Below are 14786 nucleotides of genomic sequence, written 5' to 3' on the forward strand. Positions count from 1 at the left end.
CGTCGCGTTCGTCACCATAAGTGAAAAGTGTAGGAGTCGGTGCGGTGGGCGCTCGGTGGCGGGCCTGTGGCCTGCGAGAACCGCCAGACCACGGCAGTCACAGCCGCCCCGTAAGCTGGCCGCGGACCGTCCCCGACACCTGCCGGAGGCCCATGCTCACCGTTCTGTACGTGCACGCGATCGCCACCGTGCTCGCTCCGTTGTTGGTACGTCGTTGGGGACGGCGGGCGTTCTATCCGCTTGCGCTGGCACCCACCGGCTCATTGCTCTGGTTGGCCCTGAACTGGCCCGGCAAGGGCGCGCAGACCCTGCACATCGACTGGGTGCCGCAGCTGTCCATGGACATCACACTGCGACTGGATTCACTGGCGGCGATCATGTCGGTGCTGGTCCTGGGCGTCGGCACCCTGGTGCTGCTGTACTGCGCGAGTTATTTCGACCACGCCGATGGCCACACCGAAAACCGGCTGCCCAGCTTCGCCGCTGAACTGGTCGCGTTCTCCGGCGCCATGTTCGGACTGGTCTGCAGCGACAACACGCTGCTGCTGTACGTGTTCTGGGAGCTGACGACCGTCCTGTCGTTCCTGTTGGTCGGCCACTACGCCGAGCGCGCCACCAGCCGCCGCGCCGCGACCCAGGCGCTGCTGGTCACCACGTTCGGCGGGCTGGCCATGCTGACCGGCATCATCATGCTGGGGACGCTCGCCGGCACCTACCGGCTGTCCGAACTCGTCGCCGGCGCGCCGACCGGCACCACCTCGTCGGTGGCCGTCGTACTGGTACTGATCGGCGCACTGTCCAAATCGGCCATCGTGCCCATGCACTTCTGGCTGCCGGGCGCCATGGCGGCGCCGACACCCGTCAGCGCCTACCTCCACGCGGCGGCCATGGTGAAAGCCGGTGTGTACCTGATCGCCCGCATGACACCCGGCTTCGCCGACCACCAGCCGTGGCGGCCGACGGTCGTGGCGCTGGGGCTGGCGACGCTGCTGCTGGCCGGTTGGCGCGCCGTCCGCGAGTACGACCTCAAGCTGATCCTGGCCTTCGGCACGGTGAGCCAACTCGGGCTGATCACCGTGATGGTCGGCGCCGGCGGTGGCGACCTGATGCTGGCCGGGCTGGCCATGCTGTGCGCGCACGCGATGTTCAAGGCCGCACTGTTCATGGTGGTCGGGATCATCGACCACGCGACCGGCACCCGCGACATCCGGAAATTGGCCTGGCTCGGCCGCCGCAGCCCCGCGCTGTTGGGCATCGCCGTCGCTGCTGCCGCCAGCATGGCCGGTCTGCCACCGTTCTTCGGCTTCGTCGCGAAGGAAGCGGACTTCGAAACCTTGTGGCACAGCCCGACGTTGGGCGCATCCGCCCCGTTCGTGCTGGCGACCGTGGCCTTCGGGTCGGTGTTCACGACGATCTACAGCCTGCGGTTTCTGTACGGGGCATTCGCCCGAAAGGGCAAGGCAGAGCCGACGATTCGCGTCGCCGAGATGCACCGCCCCAGCCTCGGCTTCCTGCTCCCGCCGGGCGTCCTGGCCGCCGCGGGTCTCGGGTTCGGGCTGCTGCCGAACTCGCTGGATCACGCCATCGCGGACTACACCGCGACCATGCCGGGCAGCACCGGCTATCACCTGGCCCTGTGGCACGGCGTCAACCTGCCACTGGTGTTGTCGGCGGTGGTCCTCGCTTCCGGAGCGGCGGCATTCGGCCTGCGGCACCGGCTCGAACGGTTCCGGGTGCCGTATCTACCGCTCGGCAACGCCGACCGGATGTACGACGCAGCGATCCGCGGCGCGGACCGGTTCGCCGTGCGGCTGACGGCGTTCACCCAGCGCGGATCGATCCCGACGACCCAGTCCATGATCCTGTCCACCCTCGCCGTGCTGCCCATCGCGGTGCTGCTGCTCGGCGAGCGCGACCAGCCCGAACTGCGCTGGTGGAACTCGCCGATCCAGGTGGTCGTCGGCCTGATCGTGCTGGCGGCCGCCATCAGCGCCACAGTGATGCGCAACCGGCTGGCGGCAGTGCTGGTCGTCGGTGTCACCGGCTACGGCTGCGGCACGCTCTACGTCTTCTACGGGGCGCCGGACCTGGCCCTCACCCAATTCCTGGTCGAGACACTGACTTTGGTGGTCTTCCTGCTGGTGCTACGCACCTTGCCCGCCGAATCCGACGCGACGCACATGAAGCGGCACCGACTCCCCCGCGCACTGCTGGCCACCGCCGTCGGCTCGTCGGTCACCGGGCTGGCCGTCTACGCCATGGCCGCCCGCAATACCCGGCCGCTGGCCGAGCTGCTGCCGGACGCGGCCTACTACCGCGGGCACGGCGCCAACACCGTCAACGTGTTGCTGGTGGACATCCGGGCCTGGGACACCCTCGGCGAAATCTCGGTGTTGCTGGTCGCCGCGACCGGCGTGGCGTCAATGGTGTTCCGGCACAGGCGTTTCGGCTCGGCGCCCCGGGTGCCGAGGGACCACCGGCCGACGCCCGACATCACCTGGCTGCGGGGCAGCGACCTTCGCGATCCACGGCACCGCTCACTGGTGCTCGAAGTGGCGACGCGCATGATCTTCCCGCTCATCATGGTGCTGTCGGTGTACTTCTTCTTCGCCGGGCACAACACTCCGGGCGGCGGTTTCGCCGGCGGCCTGACCGCCGGCCTGGCGTTGGTGCTGCGGTACCTGGCCGGCGGCCGCTACGAACTGGGCGAGACGCTGCCACTGGACGCCGGGAAGATTCTGGGTGCGGGGCTGGCCCTGTCCGCCGGGACGGCGACGGCCTCGCTGCTGCTGGGCGCTCCGGTGCTGTCCAGCGCAGTCGTGAAATTCACGCTGCCCCTGCTGGGTTCGGTGAAGGTGGTGACGGCGCTGTTCTTCGACCTCGGCGTGTACCTCATCGTCGTGGGCCTGGTGCTGGACATCCTGCGCAGCCTCGGCGCCAAAGTCGACGAAGAGTTGTACGCACCACGTGAGGCGGCCACCCGATGACCACCTATCTCGTACCTCTCGTGCTCATCGGCGGGCTCACCGGCACCGGCGTGTACCTGCTGCTGGAGCGCAACCTGACCCGAATGTTGCTGGGCCTGTTGCTGATCGGCAACGCGGTGAACCTGCTGATCCTGGTCATGGGCGGCGACTCCGGCAATCCGCCGGTACGCGGCCGCACCAGTCACGGTCAGACCGGGACCGCCGATCCGCTGGCACAGGGCATGGTCCTGACCTCCATCGTCATCACCATGGGGGTCGCCGCGTTCGTGCTGGCGCTGAACTACCGGGCCTACCGACTGACCACGGTCGAAGAGGTGGGCAACGACCCCGAGGACAGCCGTCTGGTGCAGCTGTCGACCACCGACGCCCCGGCGGTCGACGAGGACCGCGCCGCACCGTCGGTCGTCGCCGACGCCGACGCGCCCGCCGAACTCGACGCGCTGCCAACCGAAACGGACCAGACGTGACGACCGGCGCGGTGCTGGCACCGCTGCCCGTCCTCATCCCGATTCTCGGCGCCGCCGCGACGTTGTTCGCGGGGCGCCATCCGCGGCTGCAGCAGATCGTGGCACTCGTGGCGCTCGCCGCGGTGACGGCGGTCTGCGCGGCGCTGGTCTACGTCGTCGACCACAGCGGCACCGTCGCGGTCCACGTCGGCGGCTGGGGCCAGACCGAACCCGGGATGGGGCCCCTCGGAATCGTCCTTGTCGTGGACCGGCTTTCGGCCCTCATGCTGGTGGTGTCCGCGATCGTGCTGCTGGCGGTGGTCTGGTACGCCATCGGGCAGGGTATCCGCGACGGCGGTGACGAGCAGCCGGTGTCGATCTTCCTGCCGACCTACCTGGTCCTGTCGGCGGGCGTCTGCATCGCGTTCCTCGCAGGCGATCTGTTCAACCTGTTCGTCGGCTTCGAAGTGCTACTGGCCGCCAGCTTCGTGCTGCTGACCGTCGGCGCCAGCGAGGAACGGGTGCGGGCCGGCATCGGCTACGTCATGGTCTCCATGGTGTCGTCGTTGATCTTCCTGATCGGCATCGCGCTGATCTACGCGGCCACCGGCACCCTGAACCTGGCCGAGCTGGCGAACCGGCTCGACGGCATCACGCCGGGCACGCGCGCGGCGTTGTTCGCGGTGCTGCTGGTGGCATTCGGCATCAAGGCGGCGGTGTTCCCGCTCTCGGCATGGCTGCCCGACTCCTATCCCACGGCCCCCGCACCGGTCACCGCGGTGTTCGCCGGCCTGCTCACCAAAGTCGGTGTGTACGCGATCATCCGGGCCCACACCCTGCTGTTCCCCGGTGGCTCGCTGGACGACGTACTCATGGTCGCGGCACTGTTGACCATGGTGATCGGCATCTTCGGAGCCATGGCCCAGAGCGACATCAAACGGCTGTTGTCCTTCACCCTGGTCAGCCATATCGGTTACCTGGTGTTCGGCATCGCGGTGTCCAACCGCATCGGCATGGCCGGCGCCATCTACTACGTGGCCCACCACATCGTCGTGCAGACGACGCTGTTCCTGGTGGTCGGGCTGATCGAGCGGCAGGCCGGCGCGTCAACGCTGCAACGCCTCGGCGGGCTCGCCGCAGCCAGCCCGCTGCTGGCGTTCGTCTTCATCATCCCGGCACTGAATCTCGGTGGCATTCCCCCGTTCTCGGGTTTCATCGGCAAAGTGGCGTTGCTGCAGGCGGGCGCGACGAGCGCGTCGGTCCTCGCCTGGGCGCTGGTCGCCGGCTCGGTGATCACCAGCCTGCTGACGCTGTATGTGATGGCGCGGGTGTGGACGCTCGCGTTCTGGCGGGCCCGCGCCGACGCACCCGAGGGCATGCTCTCCGCGGCGGCCCCGGCGGGCCTCTTGGAGCCGGTCGCCGATGTGGCCGTCGACGACCGGCCGGACGTCGGCCGGATGCCCGTCAGCATGCTGGCGCCGACCGCGGTTCTCATCGGGGTGGGCCTGGCCCTCACGGTGTTCGCCGGACCCATCTTCGGGTTCGCGGAGCGGGCCGCCGACCAGGTGACCGACCGCGGCCAGTACATCTCGGCGGTGTTGACGCCATGAGGCAGTGGTTACCGCGTATCGGCATCCTCGTCTGGCTGACGGCCGTGTGGGTCCTGTTGTGGGGCAACATCTCCGCCGCCAATATCGTCGGCGGTCTCGCCGTGGCGCTGCTGATCACCGTACTGTTGCCGCTGCCGCAGGTGCCCGTCGCGGGCCGGCTCCACCCGCTCTCCCTCGTGCATCTGACGGTCAAGGTCACCTACTATCTGGTGCTGTCCTCGGTGCAGCTCGCCTGGCTGGCGATCAGACCCGGTCCGCCACCGTTGACCGCGGTGCTGCGGGCCCGGCTCGCCCTCAAGTCGGATCTGGTGCTGGCTATGGCGGTCAACGTCATCAACCTCATCCCCGGTTCGATCGTGCTCGAGATCGACCAGGCGCGCCGGATGATCTATGTCCACGTACTCGATGTCGGATCCGAGCGCGCGGTGCAGCAGTTCCACCGTCAGATCGCCGAAGTGGAGCGCTTGATGATCGCCTCATTCGAACGTGAATCCCATTGGCAGCCTTTGGAAGCGGACCCCGCATGAATACCCTCTGGACCGTTGCTGCCGTGCTGCTCGTCGCAGCCGCGGCCATCACGGTGTTCCGGCTGCTGGCCGGTCCCGGTACCCTGGACCGCCTGGTCGCACTGGACACCTTCGTCGCCGTCACCATGTGCGGCATCGGCACCTGGGCGGCCTACAGCCTCGACACCACGGCGACCTACAGCTTGACGGCGCTGGCGCTGATCACCTTCGTCGGCTCCGTCAGTGTGGCCCGGTTCCGCGTCCGCGATACCGATACCGAAACCGGAACAGAGCCGCCGCGATGACCGTATTGGACGCTGTCTCAGGCGCTTTGGTGCTCGGTGGTTCGGCGCTCGCACTAACCGCGGCCATCGGTGTGGTGCGTTTCCCCGACACGTTGTCGCGGCTGCAAGCCGCCAGTAAGCCGCAGGTGCTGGGGCTGCTGTTGGTGCTCACCGGCGCCGGGCTGCGGCTGCGTGGTCACGCCGACGTCGGCATGCTGATCCTGGCCGGAATGTTCACCCTCATCACAGCTCCGGTGGTGGCGAACCGGGTGGGCCAGTTGGCCTATCGTGAGCAGAGTTTCCGCGATGACCTGCTGATCCGTGACGAATTGGACGATCATGGCGCGAACTGACGAATCCGCTTCGGGGAACCCGCTATTCGGTGACCCCGACGCGCAGCTGTTCGCCAACGCCAAGCTCAACTGAACTTGATCTTCACCTGTTCGCCGCTGACGTCGGCGGTGGTACCGGTGACGTACGACGTCACGGTGCCCCGCTTGGTCCCGCCGTTACGTCCCTGACCACTGACGTCGTAATGCACCTCACCGGAGATGCGCACTTCCATGCGGTATTCGTCGAGGTCCCCGACCGTGACGGCGCTCATGTCGGGCTGACCCCACGTCACGGTGCCGTCGACCAGGTCACTGTCGCTGATCTTCACCGGGCAGGGCGCCGGCGGGTCCAGCGAACGTGACGACGTGCAACTGCCGTACGCCGCGTTGAGCAGTTTGCCGATGGTCTTGGTGCCGGAATCGTTGAGCGCGAACTTCGGCTGCAGGTAGGAACTCGCCGAGTAGCCTTCGATGGCGTCGAGCAGCAGGGGCTTGTTGTTGGCGACCGACACGTACGGGCTGGTGCTGCCGAGGTCCAGGAAGCCCGGGAACACGTAGATCGCGGACTCGTCGCTGATCTCCTTGCCGAACACCGTCAGCGTCTTACGTGCGGCGTTGTCGCTGCTGCCGAGCGACGACAGGTCGACCTTGATGGCGGCGTGGGCCAGCTGCCACTTGTCGCCGTCCTTCTTCACCTGGATCGTGGCATCGGAGTTCTTGTCGCCGAACTTGGCCGCCACATGGACGTCGCCCCGGCCGATGGACGCCATGGTCTTGTCCTCGTTCAGGATGCGGATGTCGCTGATCGGCCATTCGGCGATCTGCTTCTTCAGCACGTCGTTGGAGAGGAACTCCTTCGAGGCCGGCTGGTCGCCGCTGAACGACAGTGCCGCATCGGCATCACCCTTCGACAGCGCCTCCAGGTAGCCCTTGACGACGTCGCCGGCCGAACTCGAGCCGCCGCTGCTACCCGAGCCGAACGAGTCGTAGACGTAGTAGATGCCGCCGCCCAGGACGACGAGCACCACCACGATGGCCGCGATGATCAGCGGCACCTTGCTCTTCTTCGGCGGGGTGACGAACGGCTGGGCGCCGTAGCCGCCCGGTGCCGCTGGTGCCCCCGGCCAGCCCGGAGTGCTCGGCGGCTGGCCCCAGCCCCCGGCCTGCGGTGCGGCCGGTTGGCCCCATGCCGGTGTCTGGGTCTGGCCCGCCGGCGGCTGGCTCAAAGGCGGCGGCGGCTGCGGCGACTGCTGCGGCCAGCCCGGCGCGGCCGGAGGCCTGGTCTGGTGAATCGCCGTCTCTTCTTCGTCGGACGACCTACCGGCGCCCCCGCCTGGGTTGGGACCGTTATAGCCGCCCCCCTGCCAACCCGTCATGAGCCCTCCCCCTAACACAAGAAACTGTGTCCAGGATAGGCGGTGCCGCATCCCCCTCGCTGCACGGAATGGCCCCGCTCCGCTAGTCCTCCGACAGCTGGAACTCCACCAAGGCCGTGATGCTCTCGACCGCTTCGTCCAGCGCCTCCAGCCGGGCCGCGGCATTCGGTGCGGCCAGCACCGAATACTTGTCGGCCTGGCCGATCGGCAGCAGTGAAGCCAGCGCGTACAGCCGTTGTCCCACAGCAGGTTTGACAGTCCTGGCCAGGATCGAGTCGCGGTCGCGCAGGCGCGCGCCCTGTGCCGACGCGATGCGTTGGAACAGCGCGATGATCCGGTCCTCGATCGCCACGATCGAGGATTCGGGTACCACCGGCCCCGGCTCGTCGGGCCACTTCTCGATTTCGGCGCGCGGATAGGGATCGTCGTTGTGCCACTGCACGATTCGGATGCGGTCCGTCACGCTGCAGTTCAGCATGTACCGTCCGGCCCCCTGCGGCTGGCACCGGTCGATGCGCGCCAGCGCCCCGACCGAGCACCGAGCCTCACCCCCACCGACCTCGCGGCCGGCCGAGATCAGCACCACGCCGAACACCTGCTCCGCGGCGGCCATACAGTCCCGCACCAGTTCGCCGTACCGCGGCTCGAAGATGCGCAGCGGCAGTTCGTCGCCGGGCAGCAGCGTGGATTCCAGCGGGAACATCGGCGTGGTGGTCACGGCTACAACTCCAGCTCGGACACCAATGCATCGACCACTTGCAGCAGGTCCCCGTCGCTCTCCTCGGCGACCCGGCGCTGACGCTGATAGGACCCGCCCAGCGTGTAGATGTCCTCGACACGCGCCAGCTCGTCAGCGCAATTCAGCGATGCCGCAACGGGTTCCAGCCGATTCAGCACATCGTCCAGATCTTCGGTGACGAGTCGCTCGTTGCTGTCGGCATCCAGGATGATCTCGGCGTCCAGCCCGTAACGCGCTGCGCGCCACTTGTTTTCCTGCACATGCCAGGGCGGCATGGTCGGCAGCTGCTCGCCGGCATCCAGCCTGCGGTCCAAATCGACGATCAGGCAATGCGTCAGCGCGACCAGCGCACCGAGCTCTGCGATGTTGGACACACCGTCGAAAATCCGGACCTCGATCGTGCCCAGATGCGGCGACGGCCGGATGTCCCAACGGATTTCGTTCATGTGGTCGATGATGCCGGTCTTGCGCTGGTCGTAGACGAAGCGCTCGAAGTGCGACCATTTCTGGAAGTGGAACGGCAGGCCCGCCGTCGGCAGCTGCTGGAACATCATGGCCCGGTTACTGGCGTAACCGGTGTCCTCGCCGTCCCAGTACGGCGACGACGCCGACAGGGCCAGCAGATGCGGGTAGTGGTTGAGCAGCGACGTGATGATCGGCATCACCTTGTGCGCCGACGAGATCCCGACATGCACGTGCACGCCCCAGATCAGCATCTGCCGTCCCCACCACTGGGTGCGCTTGATCAGCTCGGCGTAGCGTTGGCCCTCGGTGAGCTGCTGGCTCTCCCATTCCGCAAACGGATGCGTCCCGGCGCAGAACAGTTCCATGCCGCGCTCCCGCACGATCCGGCGTACCGGACCGAGCGTGGACCGCAGGTCGTCCATGGCCTCGCCGACGTTGTCGCACACGCCGCTGACCACCTCAACGGTGTTCCGCAGCAATTCCTTGTGTACGTGCGGTGTTTCGCCGATCTCGGCGATGACCGCGGCGGCCTCATTACTGAGGTCGCGCGTGTGGGCATCGACGAGGGCGAATTCCCATTCGACGCCGAGGGTCGGTCGTGGCGACCCCGCGAAATCGATCCGCGGTGGGGTGTGGCTGTCCGCCCTACCCGGCAGAGATGACACCGCAGGCCACGCGCTTACCGGCGTCACCGGTGCTCAATGAGGCCTCGTCCGCACCCGGGGCGGCGCCCTGGATCTGCTGGTACCGGTCGGCCGGGATGTTGCCGAAGTTGTCGGCCTTCTCGTGGATGATCAGCGCCGTCTTGTTGCCGGCCAGCAGCTGCTCAGCGGTGACGGCGTCGGTGGTGGTCACCAGCTGCGCGGTGCCGTCATTACGCACCTGCAGCGAGGCCAGGTCGCCGCTCATTGGCTGTCCGGTGTGGCCCGGAGCCTGGAAGTGCCCACCGGCGGACAAGAAGTCGCCGGGCGCGCCACCGGTTGGCGCCACCGAGTTCGGCTCGCACTTGCCGGTCGAGTGGATGTGCAGGCCGTGGAAGCCGGGAGTCAGCACGCCGCCCTCGGTCGTCTTCACCGTCAGGGTGGCAAAGCCGCCGTTGAACAGGAACTCAGCGGTCGCAACCGTCGCGCCCTCGGGGGTCTTCAGCTCGGCGACCAGTTTCTCGCCGACCGGGGCGGCCTGCGGGGCAGCCTTGTCGCCGGCCATGTCACCATGGCCCTGCGGAGCGTGCTCGACACCGGTCCAGACGGCCGGCGTGGTGCCGGGCTGCGAGGTGGCAACCTGTCCGGGAGGGGCACACGCGGCCACGACGGGGGCGATGACCGCAGCGGCGGCCAGGAAGCGAATCGGGGCTGAGATCGGCATGCCCGAGAGCCTATCCGGTCACCAAAACGATCACGCCCGGTCCCTTGTCATTGAGCGCGGGGATGCGCGGTTCGACCGGCGCGTCAAGGATTTTGCCGACCGCTTCGGCGGCTTCCTTCTCCCCTGCCGCGTCACCGAAATACACGGTCGTGGCGGCCGGTGGGGCGTCCACGCTGAGGTTATCCGTCTCGGTCACGTTCCACTGCTGCTCATGCAGCTTGTTGGCGACGGTCTGCGCCGCGCCGGCAACCTCGGAGATGTTGAAGACCTTGACGTCGGCCTTGGCCGGCGCCGGCGGCGTCGTGGTGGCCGTGGCGGACGTGGCGCTGGTGGAGCTGCTCGACGAGCTCGATTCGGAGCTACTGTCCGAACTCAACGACTGGAACGCCACGAGCAAGAACACGACACCGAGGAACAGCAGCACCATGACCATGGCGCGCAGGGGTAGTCCGGAAGACTCTCGCTGATTCATTGCTCCCCACCTTATCGAGGCGAACCCTCAGGGCAGAAAAGCTAGGTGATTTCGAAACCGAGACGACGCGCGGCCTTGGCCTTCTGCCGGCTGGCCCGCTGCCGACGCAGCCGCTTGACCAGCATGGGGTCCGCCGCGAGCGCCTCAGGTCGGTCGACCAGCGCATTGAGCACCTGGTAGTACCGGGTGGCCGACATCGAGAACAGTTCCTTGATGGCGTCCTCTTTGGAACCCGCGAACTTCCACCACTGACGTTCGAAACCAAGAATGTCGTGTTCGCGGCGGGTCAACCCGTCGGCGAGCTCAGAGTCGTCCCCGGATCGCTCAGTACGCGCAATAGCGCCGTCCATTTCGCCCCTGGACCCTTTCTCTGATCTCGGTACATACCAGCCTGTTTCGCACGTCACAACGGATCTGGGACGCACCAGGTGGTTCGGCGATCATTCAACCACGGCCGACGGTGTTGAGCCGTGATCGTTACCCGCGAGTCGGATCACTAAGATTGCTCGTCATGGCTGTACGTCCAATCTGCATCGTCGGTGACCCTGTTCTGCACAACGCGACCACTCCGGTGGCTGTCGGCGCCGACGGCGCCCTCCCGTCCGATCTCGCCGAACTCATCGACGACATGTACGAGACCATGGACAAGGCCAACGGCGTGGGCCTGGCGGCCAATCAGATCGGCGTCGGGTTGCGGCTGTTCGTCTACGACTGCGCCGACGACCGCGGCCAGACCGCGCGCCGTCGCGGCGTTGTGATCAACCCGGTGCTGGAGACCTCGGAAATCCCCGAGACCATGCCCGACCCCGACCTCGACGACGAGGGCTGCCTGTCGGTCCCCGGCGAGTCGTTCCCGACCGGGCGCGCCACGTGGGCGAAGGTCACCGGCCTGGACGCCGACGGCAAACCCGTCGAGTTGGAGGGCACCGGCCTGTTCGCTCGCATGCTGCAGCACGAGACCGGACACCTCGACGGCTTCCTGTACCTCGACTGCCTGATCGGCCGCAACGCACGGGCCGCCAAGCGGATGGTCAAGTCGAACAAGTGGGGCGTGCCCGGGCTGAGCTGGATGCCGGGTGAGGTCGACGACCCGTTCGGGCACTGATGCCGTCGGTCGGTAGCCGCGTCTCGCTCCGTTACCGGCTGGCGGACTCCGAAGCGGAGGCCTTCACCGACGTCGTCGGTCACCTCGAGGCGCTCACTCCGCTCGTAGTGGTGCGTACCAAATCCGGCGAGCGCGTCGAGGTCAGCCCCGCCGACGTGATGTCGGTTCGCGAGCTGTCGCACGCTCCGGTGCGCAATTCGGAGATTCGCGCGGTCGAGCACGCCGCCGCGCTGGCCTGGCCGGGCACCGAGCACCGGTGGGTCGACGGCTGGCTGCTGCGGGCCGGGGGCCCGGCCAAGCGGACCAATTCGGCTGTGCCGCTGCTCTTTTCCTCGGATCTGACCACCCTGCCGGCAATCGCCGACTGGTACGGGGCCCGCGGGCTGCAGCCGTGGGTGGCGCTGCCGGAGCGGCTGTTGCCCGTCCGTGCAGAAGGCGTCGAGCCGAACCGGGTGCTGACCGTCGAATTGCCGGGTGGTGGTTCGGATGTCGCGCTGCCGCCGCACCCTGACAATCGGTGGCTGGCGATCTCCGGGCAGGACGTGCCCGTCGAGGCGCTCAGCGCCGTCATCGACGGAGAAGTGGCGTTCGCCACGGTGTCGGATGCGGCGGTCGGACGTGTCGCGGTGACCACGGCGCCCGACGGCAGGGTCTTTGCCGGGTTGTCGGACGTCGCCGTCCTCGAGTCGGAACGTCGACGCGGGCTGGGCCGGAAGGTGTGTGCGGAGATGCTGGCGTGGGCGTCGTCCCGCAGCGCGACGCACGCCTACGTTCGGGTGCCCGACGACAATGCGGCGGCCTTGGCGCTGGCCGAGTCGATGGGGTTCCGGCTGCATCACCGCGCTAGATACGTACTGCTGTAACGCCGAGACTACGGTTTCTCGCGCGACATCGTCGGCGCACGGGAAACCGTAGTCTCGGCGGAAGTGGTCCTACTCGTGCGAGCCGGAGCCGGAGGTGCCGTGCGTTGAACCGCCCTGGCTTGCAGCAGATTTCGCCGTAGCGCTCGATTGCTGCGATTCAGACTTCTTTGGCTCGGACTTGTTCGGCTCAGACTTGGTGGCCGAACCCGACTTCTCGCCAGCCGGTTTCGTCGTCGAACCCGACTTCGTGGTGTCCGACTTCGTGCTGTCCGACTTGGTGTTGTCCGACTTCGTGGTGGTGTCGGCCTTGGTGGTGGCGTCGGCCTTCGTGGTGGTGTCGGCCTTGGTCGTCGAAGTCGACTTCGGAGCGTCGGTCTTCGTCTGGCTGTCCGCCTTTATCGTCCCATCGGCCTTCGGTGCGGAGTCGGACTTCGTCGCCGTACCGGTGTTGTCGACATTGGTCGTGTGCGACTCGGTCGACACTGTGGCAGTGGCAGCAGGAGTGGCCGACGACGCAGTGTCGGCGGACTTGACGCCCGTCGGGTCAGCGGTAGCCGACGTCTGAGCACTGGTCTTGACAGCCGCGGTGGCAACTGGCGTCTGCGGCACGGCGGTGACCGAGTTATCCGTGATGCCCTTGGTCACGCTGACGGACAACGCGTTCGGGGTAGGCGCAGCCGCAGTGGCCGCGGCGGCCGCAGCCGGGGCGAGCGGGTTACCGGTGCCACTCCAGCCGATGGCCTTCGCCAGCAATTGACCGAGCGACATCAGCGCACCGATCGGCCCGACGCCTTGGCCGGCGATCGGCAGGTCGAGCGGGAAACCCATGACGCCGGTGGTGACGACCTGACCGAGCGAGTTGAGGATCGAACCGCCGATGTTATTGGCGGCGCCGGTGACGGGGTCCACCCCGGTGACGCCGGCAGTCAGCAGCCCGCCGAACTGAATGCTCAGATCGTGCAGGGTCGTCTCATGGGTCAGGAGTCCGGAGCCATTGATCAGTGGCACCAGCGCGCCGAGGTTGAGGTTGGCTCCGTTGAGGAAACCGCCGACCACATTCGCCGGAATGTTGATCACCTGCTGCAGTGCGGCCATTGCGTCACCGGTGGACAGCGCCGCTCCGGCCGCGGTGAGACTGTTGACCAGCGCCACTACCGGGCTGATCGCCGGACCCGCCAAGCCGATCAGGACACCGCTGAGCGGCGAGGCAAGAACGTTGAGGACCTGGGTGATCACCTGCGTCGCCCGCGGGTCGTTCTCCGTCGGGAGCAACTTCGGCATGATATTGAGCGCCATGTAGTGCCAGCCATCGAGCGAGCCGAAGGCCTGACCGGTGTTGTAGTCGGTGTTCAGGAGCGTGGCGGCCTGAACCACGGACTGCACGTTCTTCACCACCTGACCGAGCACCGTCCCGATGCTGCCCGGGTTCTGCAGGATCGTGCGGAGGTGGGTCACCTGGTTGGCCAGAATCTGCTGGAGCAGCACGGCCGGCGCCGCGGAGAATTCCGCGCCGAGTTTCTGTGCATTGGCACCGGCGGTGTCGAAGACGTCCTTCCATGCCTGCAGCGGGTTGTACGCCGCGGTCAGCTGCACTGCGGCGGTGCTGACCGACGGCAGCGCCGGAAGGTGGGCAGCGGCAGGCACCGACGACAGCAGCGGGCTGACCACGATGGCCGCCGTGGTCGCTGCGCAAATGCCCGCCTTGGTATGGCGACGGACGGCAACATTCATGAACAAACTCCTCTGGTTGTCTGCTTACTGGCGGGTAATTTACCGACGAGTAACTCAGTTAATCCAGAGCTTCTGACGAAGTCGTAAAGAATTGATAGCGACCACACGAGGTCTACAGCCCACACAAAGCCGGCCCGCGTATTAGCCGGTAAAGGACTGTTCGTAGGCTGGCTAATCTTCCCGACAAATGGCCAGTCGGCAAAGCCATTTACATGGCCGGGCTACCGCGTCGCGAAGCCGCCGGCAGCCGGTACATCCACCTGGAACTATTTCATTTAGCAATGCTCAGAGGTGATTTTTCACCGTGACCCACCCCACAACCCATGCCCATCGTGACCGGGGTCTCACCAATGCCCGGCGGCTGCCGGTGAGCTCGGCCGCGGGCGCCCCTCACCCCCGCGGAGCAAATCGGGCGTGGGCCGGATCGATGCCCCGGGGTCGTTGCTGCACGCGCCCGCGCCAGAGGCCGTTCGGACGCTGACCGGTGTCCACATAGTGAGAACAC

General features: G+C 67.2%; 15 protein-coding genes. 8 read left to right on the top strand and 7 right to left on the bottom strand.

The window, feature by feature from the left end; all coding sequences use genetic code 11:
* The first annotated feature begins 152 nt into the window (after window positions 1-152).
* From G6N59_RS12385 to mnhG, 6 genes are read left to right on the top strand one after another with little or no spacing between them, the layout of a single operon-like run.
* Window positions 153-2987 carry a Na+/H+ antiporter subunit A gene (locus tag G6N59_RS12385; protein ID WP_138232558.1) on the top strand — a complete coding sequence of 945 codons (2835 nt, stop codon included), beginning with the start codon at window positions 153-155 and terminating at the stop codon, window positions 2985-2987.
* A complete protein-coding gene (locus G6N59_RS12390) occupies window positions 2984-3454 on the top strand; it encodes a Na(+)/H(+) antiporter subunit C (RefSeq protein ID WP_138232559.1) in 471 nt (156 codons plus the stop codon). Before G6N59_RS12385 ends, G6N59_RS12390 begins: the two co-directional genes overlap by 4 nt.
* Entirely contained in the window at window positions 3451-5043 is a 1593-nt protein-coding gene (locus tag G6N59_RS12395) for a Na+/H+ antiporter subunit D (protein ID WP_138232560.1), read from the top strand. Before G6N59_RS12390 ends, G6N59_RS12395 begins: the two co-directional genes overlap by 4 nt.
* The gene (locus G6N59_RS12400; protein WP_138232561.1) at window positions 5040-5570 is read left to right on the top strand and encodes a Na+/H+ antiporter subunit E; all 531 of its coding nucleotides are present in this window, start codon (window positions 5040-5042) and stop codon (window positions 5568-5570) included. Before G6N59_RS12395 ends, G6N59_RS12400 begins: the two co-directional genes overlap by 4 nt.
* Window positions 5567-5854 (top strand): monovalent cation/H+ antiporter complex subunit F, encoded by a 288-nt coding sequence (locus G6N59_RS12405; protein ID WP_138232562.1) that lies wholly within the window; start codon window positions 5567-5569, stop codon window positions 5852-5854. The genes G6N59_RS12400 and G6N59_RS12405 overlap by 4 nt, the downstream gene beginning before the upstream one ends.
* Window positions 5851-6186 (top strand): monovalent cation/H(+) antiporter subunit G, encoded by a 336-nt coding sequence (mnhG, locus tag G6N59_RS12410; protein ID WP_138232563.1) that lies wholly within the window; start codon window positions 5851-5853, stop codon window positions 6184-6186. Before G6N59_RS12405 ends, mnhG begins: the two co-directional genes overlap by 4 nt.
* A gap of 65 nt (window positions 6187-6251) precedes the next feature.
* Here the strand turns inward: mnhG and G6N59_RS12415 are convergent, their stop codons facing one another.
* The 6 genes from G6N59_RS12415 to G6N59_RS12440 form a co-directional block, all read right to left on the bottom strand.
* On the bottom strand, window positions 6252-7541 hold the full coding sequence (locus tag G6N59_RS12415) for a DUF4878 domain-containing protein (protein ID WP_163911279.1): 1290 nt from the start codon (window positions 7539-7541) through the stop codon (window positions 6252-6254).
* A gap of 82 nt (window positions 7542-7623) precedes the next feature.
* On the bottom strand, window positions 7624-8244 hold the full coding sequence (locus tag G6N59_RS12420) for an LON peptidase substrate-binding domain-containing protein (protein WP_179970356.1): 621 nt from the start codon (window positions 8242-8244) through the stop codon (window positions 7624-7626).
* 17 nt (window positions 8245-8261) lie between these two features.
* A complete protein-coding gene (locus tag G6N59_RS12425; RefSeq protein WP_138232696.1) occupies window positions 8262-9410 on the bottom strand; it encodes a glutamate--cysteine ligase in 1149 nt (382 codons plus the stop codon).
* Window positions 9391-10110 carry a superoxide dismutase[Cu-Zn] gene (gene sodC, locus G6N59_RS12430; protein ID WP_138232566.1) on the bottom strand — a complete coding sequence of 240 codons (720 nt, stop codon included), beginning with the start codon at window positions 10108-10110 and terminating at the stop codon, window positions 9391-9393. Before sodC ends, G6N59_RS12425 begins: the two co-directional genes overlap by 20 nt.
* A 10-nt stretch (window positions 10111-10120) precedes the next feature.
* A complete protein-coding gene (locus G6N59_RS12435; protein WP_138232567.1) occupies window positions 10121-10582 on the bottom strand; it encodes a LytR C-terminal domain-containing protein in 462 nt (153 codons plus the stop codon).
* Window positions 10583-10623: 41 nt separating this feature from the next.
* The gene (locus G6N59_RS12440; RefSeq protein ID WP_138232568.1) at window positions 10624-10932 is read right to left on the bottom strand and encodes a nucleoid-associated protein NapA; all 309 of its coding nucleotides are present in this window, start codon (window positions 10930-10932) and stop codon (window positions 10624-10626) included.
* A 161-nt stretch (window positions 10933-11093) separates the two neighbouring features.
* On the opposite strand from G6N59_RS12440, the gene G6N59_RS12445 reads away from it, so the two are divergent.
* On the top strand, window positions 11094-11687 hold the full coding sequence (locus G6N59_RS12445; protein ID WP_138232569.1) for a peptide deformylase: 594 nt from the start codon (window positions 11094-11096) through the stop codon (window positions 11685-11687).
* Window positions 11687-12550 (top strand): N-acetylglutamate synthase, CG3035 family, encoded by an 864-nt coding sequence (locus G6N59_RS12450; RefSeq protein ID WP_138232570.1) that lies wholly within the window; start codon window positions 11687-11689, stop codon window positions 12548-12550. Before G6N59_RS12445 ends, G6N59_RS12450 begins: the two co-directional genes overlap by 1 nt.
* 69 nt (window positions 12551-12619) lie before the next feature.
* Here the strand turns inward: G6N59_RS12450 and gjpA are convergent, their stop codons facing one another.
* Window positions 12620-14281 (bottom strand): outer membrane porin GjpA, encoded by a 1662-nt coding sequence (gene gjpA, locus G6N59_RS12455; protein ID WP_138232571.1) that lies wholly within the window; start codon window positions 14279-14281, stop codon window positions 12620-12622.
* Window positions 14282-14786: the final 505 nt, after the last annotated feature.

Origin of the sequence: Mycolicibacterium aubagnense, assembly GCF_010730955.1 — a bacterium.
Lineage (GTDB): Bacteria > Actinomycetota > Actinomycetes > Mycobacteriales > Mycobacteriaceae > Mycobacterium > Mycobacterium aubagnense.

Excerpts from the sequence above, each read along its gene's own strand:
- gjpA (WP_138232571.1), bottom strand. The coding sequence starts at position 14,281 with ATGAATGTTGCCGTCCGTCGCCATACCAAGGCGGGCATTTGCGCAGCG.
- G6N59_RS12445 (WP_138232569.1), top strand. The coding sequence starts at position 11,094 with ATGGCTGTACGTCCAATCTGCATCGTCGGTGACCCTGTTCTGCACAAC.
- G6N59_RS12390 (WP_138232559.1), top strand. The coding sequence starts at position 2,984 with ATGACCACCTATCTCGTACCTCTCGTGCTCATCGGCGGGCTCACCGGC.
- mnhG (WP_138232563.1), top strand. The coding sequence starts at position 5,851 with ATGACCGTATTGGACGCTGTCTCAGGCGCTTTGGTGCTCGGTGGTTCG.
- G6N59_RS12405 (WP_138232562.1), top strand. The coding sequence starts at position 5,567 with ATGAATACCCTCTGGACCGTTGCTGCCGTGCTGCTCGTCGCAGCCGCG.
- G6N59_RS12385 (WP_138232558.1), top strand. The coding sequence starts at position 153 with ATGCTCACCGTTCTGTACGTGCACGCGATCGCCACCGTGCTCGCTCCG.
- G6N59_RS12440 (WP_138232568.1), bottom strand. The coding sequence starts at position 10,932 with ATGGACGGCGCTATTGCGCGTACTGAGCGATCCGGGGACGACTCTGAG.
- G6N59_RS12450 (WP_138232570.1), top strand. The coding sequence starts at position 11,687 with ATGCCGTCGGTCGGTAGCCGCGTCTCGCTCCGTTACCGGCTGGCGGAC.
- G6N59_RS12400 (WP_138232561.1), top strand. The coding sequence starts at position 5,040 with ATGAGGCAGTGGTTACCGCGTATCGGCATCCTCGTCTGGCTGACGGCC.
- G6N59_RS12435 (WP_138232567.1), bottom strand. The coding sequence starts at position 10,582 with ATGAATCAGCGAGAGTCTTCCGGACTACCCCTGCGCGCCATGGTCATG.
- G6N59_RS12420 (WP_179970356.1), bottom strand. The coding sequence starts at position 8,244 with ATGTTCCCGCTGGAATCCACGCTGCTGCCCGGCGACGAACTGCCGCTG.
- sodC (WP_138232566.1), bottom strand. The coding sequence starts at position 10,110 with ATGCCGATCTCAGCCCCGATTCGCTTCCTGGCCGCCGCTGCGGTCATC.
- G6N59_RS12415 (WP_163911279.1), bottom strand. The coding sequence starts at position 7,541 with ATGACGGGTTGGCAGGGGGGCGGCTATAACGGTCCCAACCCAGGCGGG.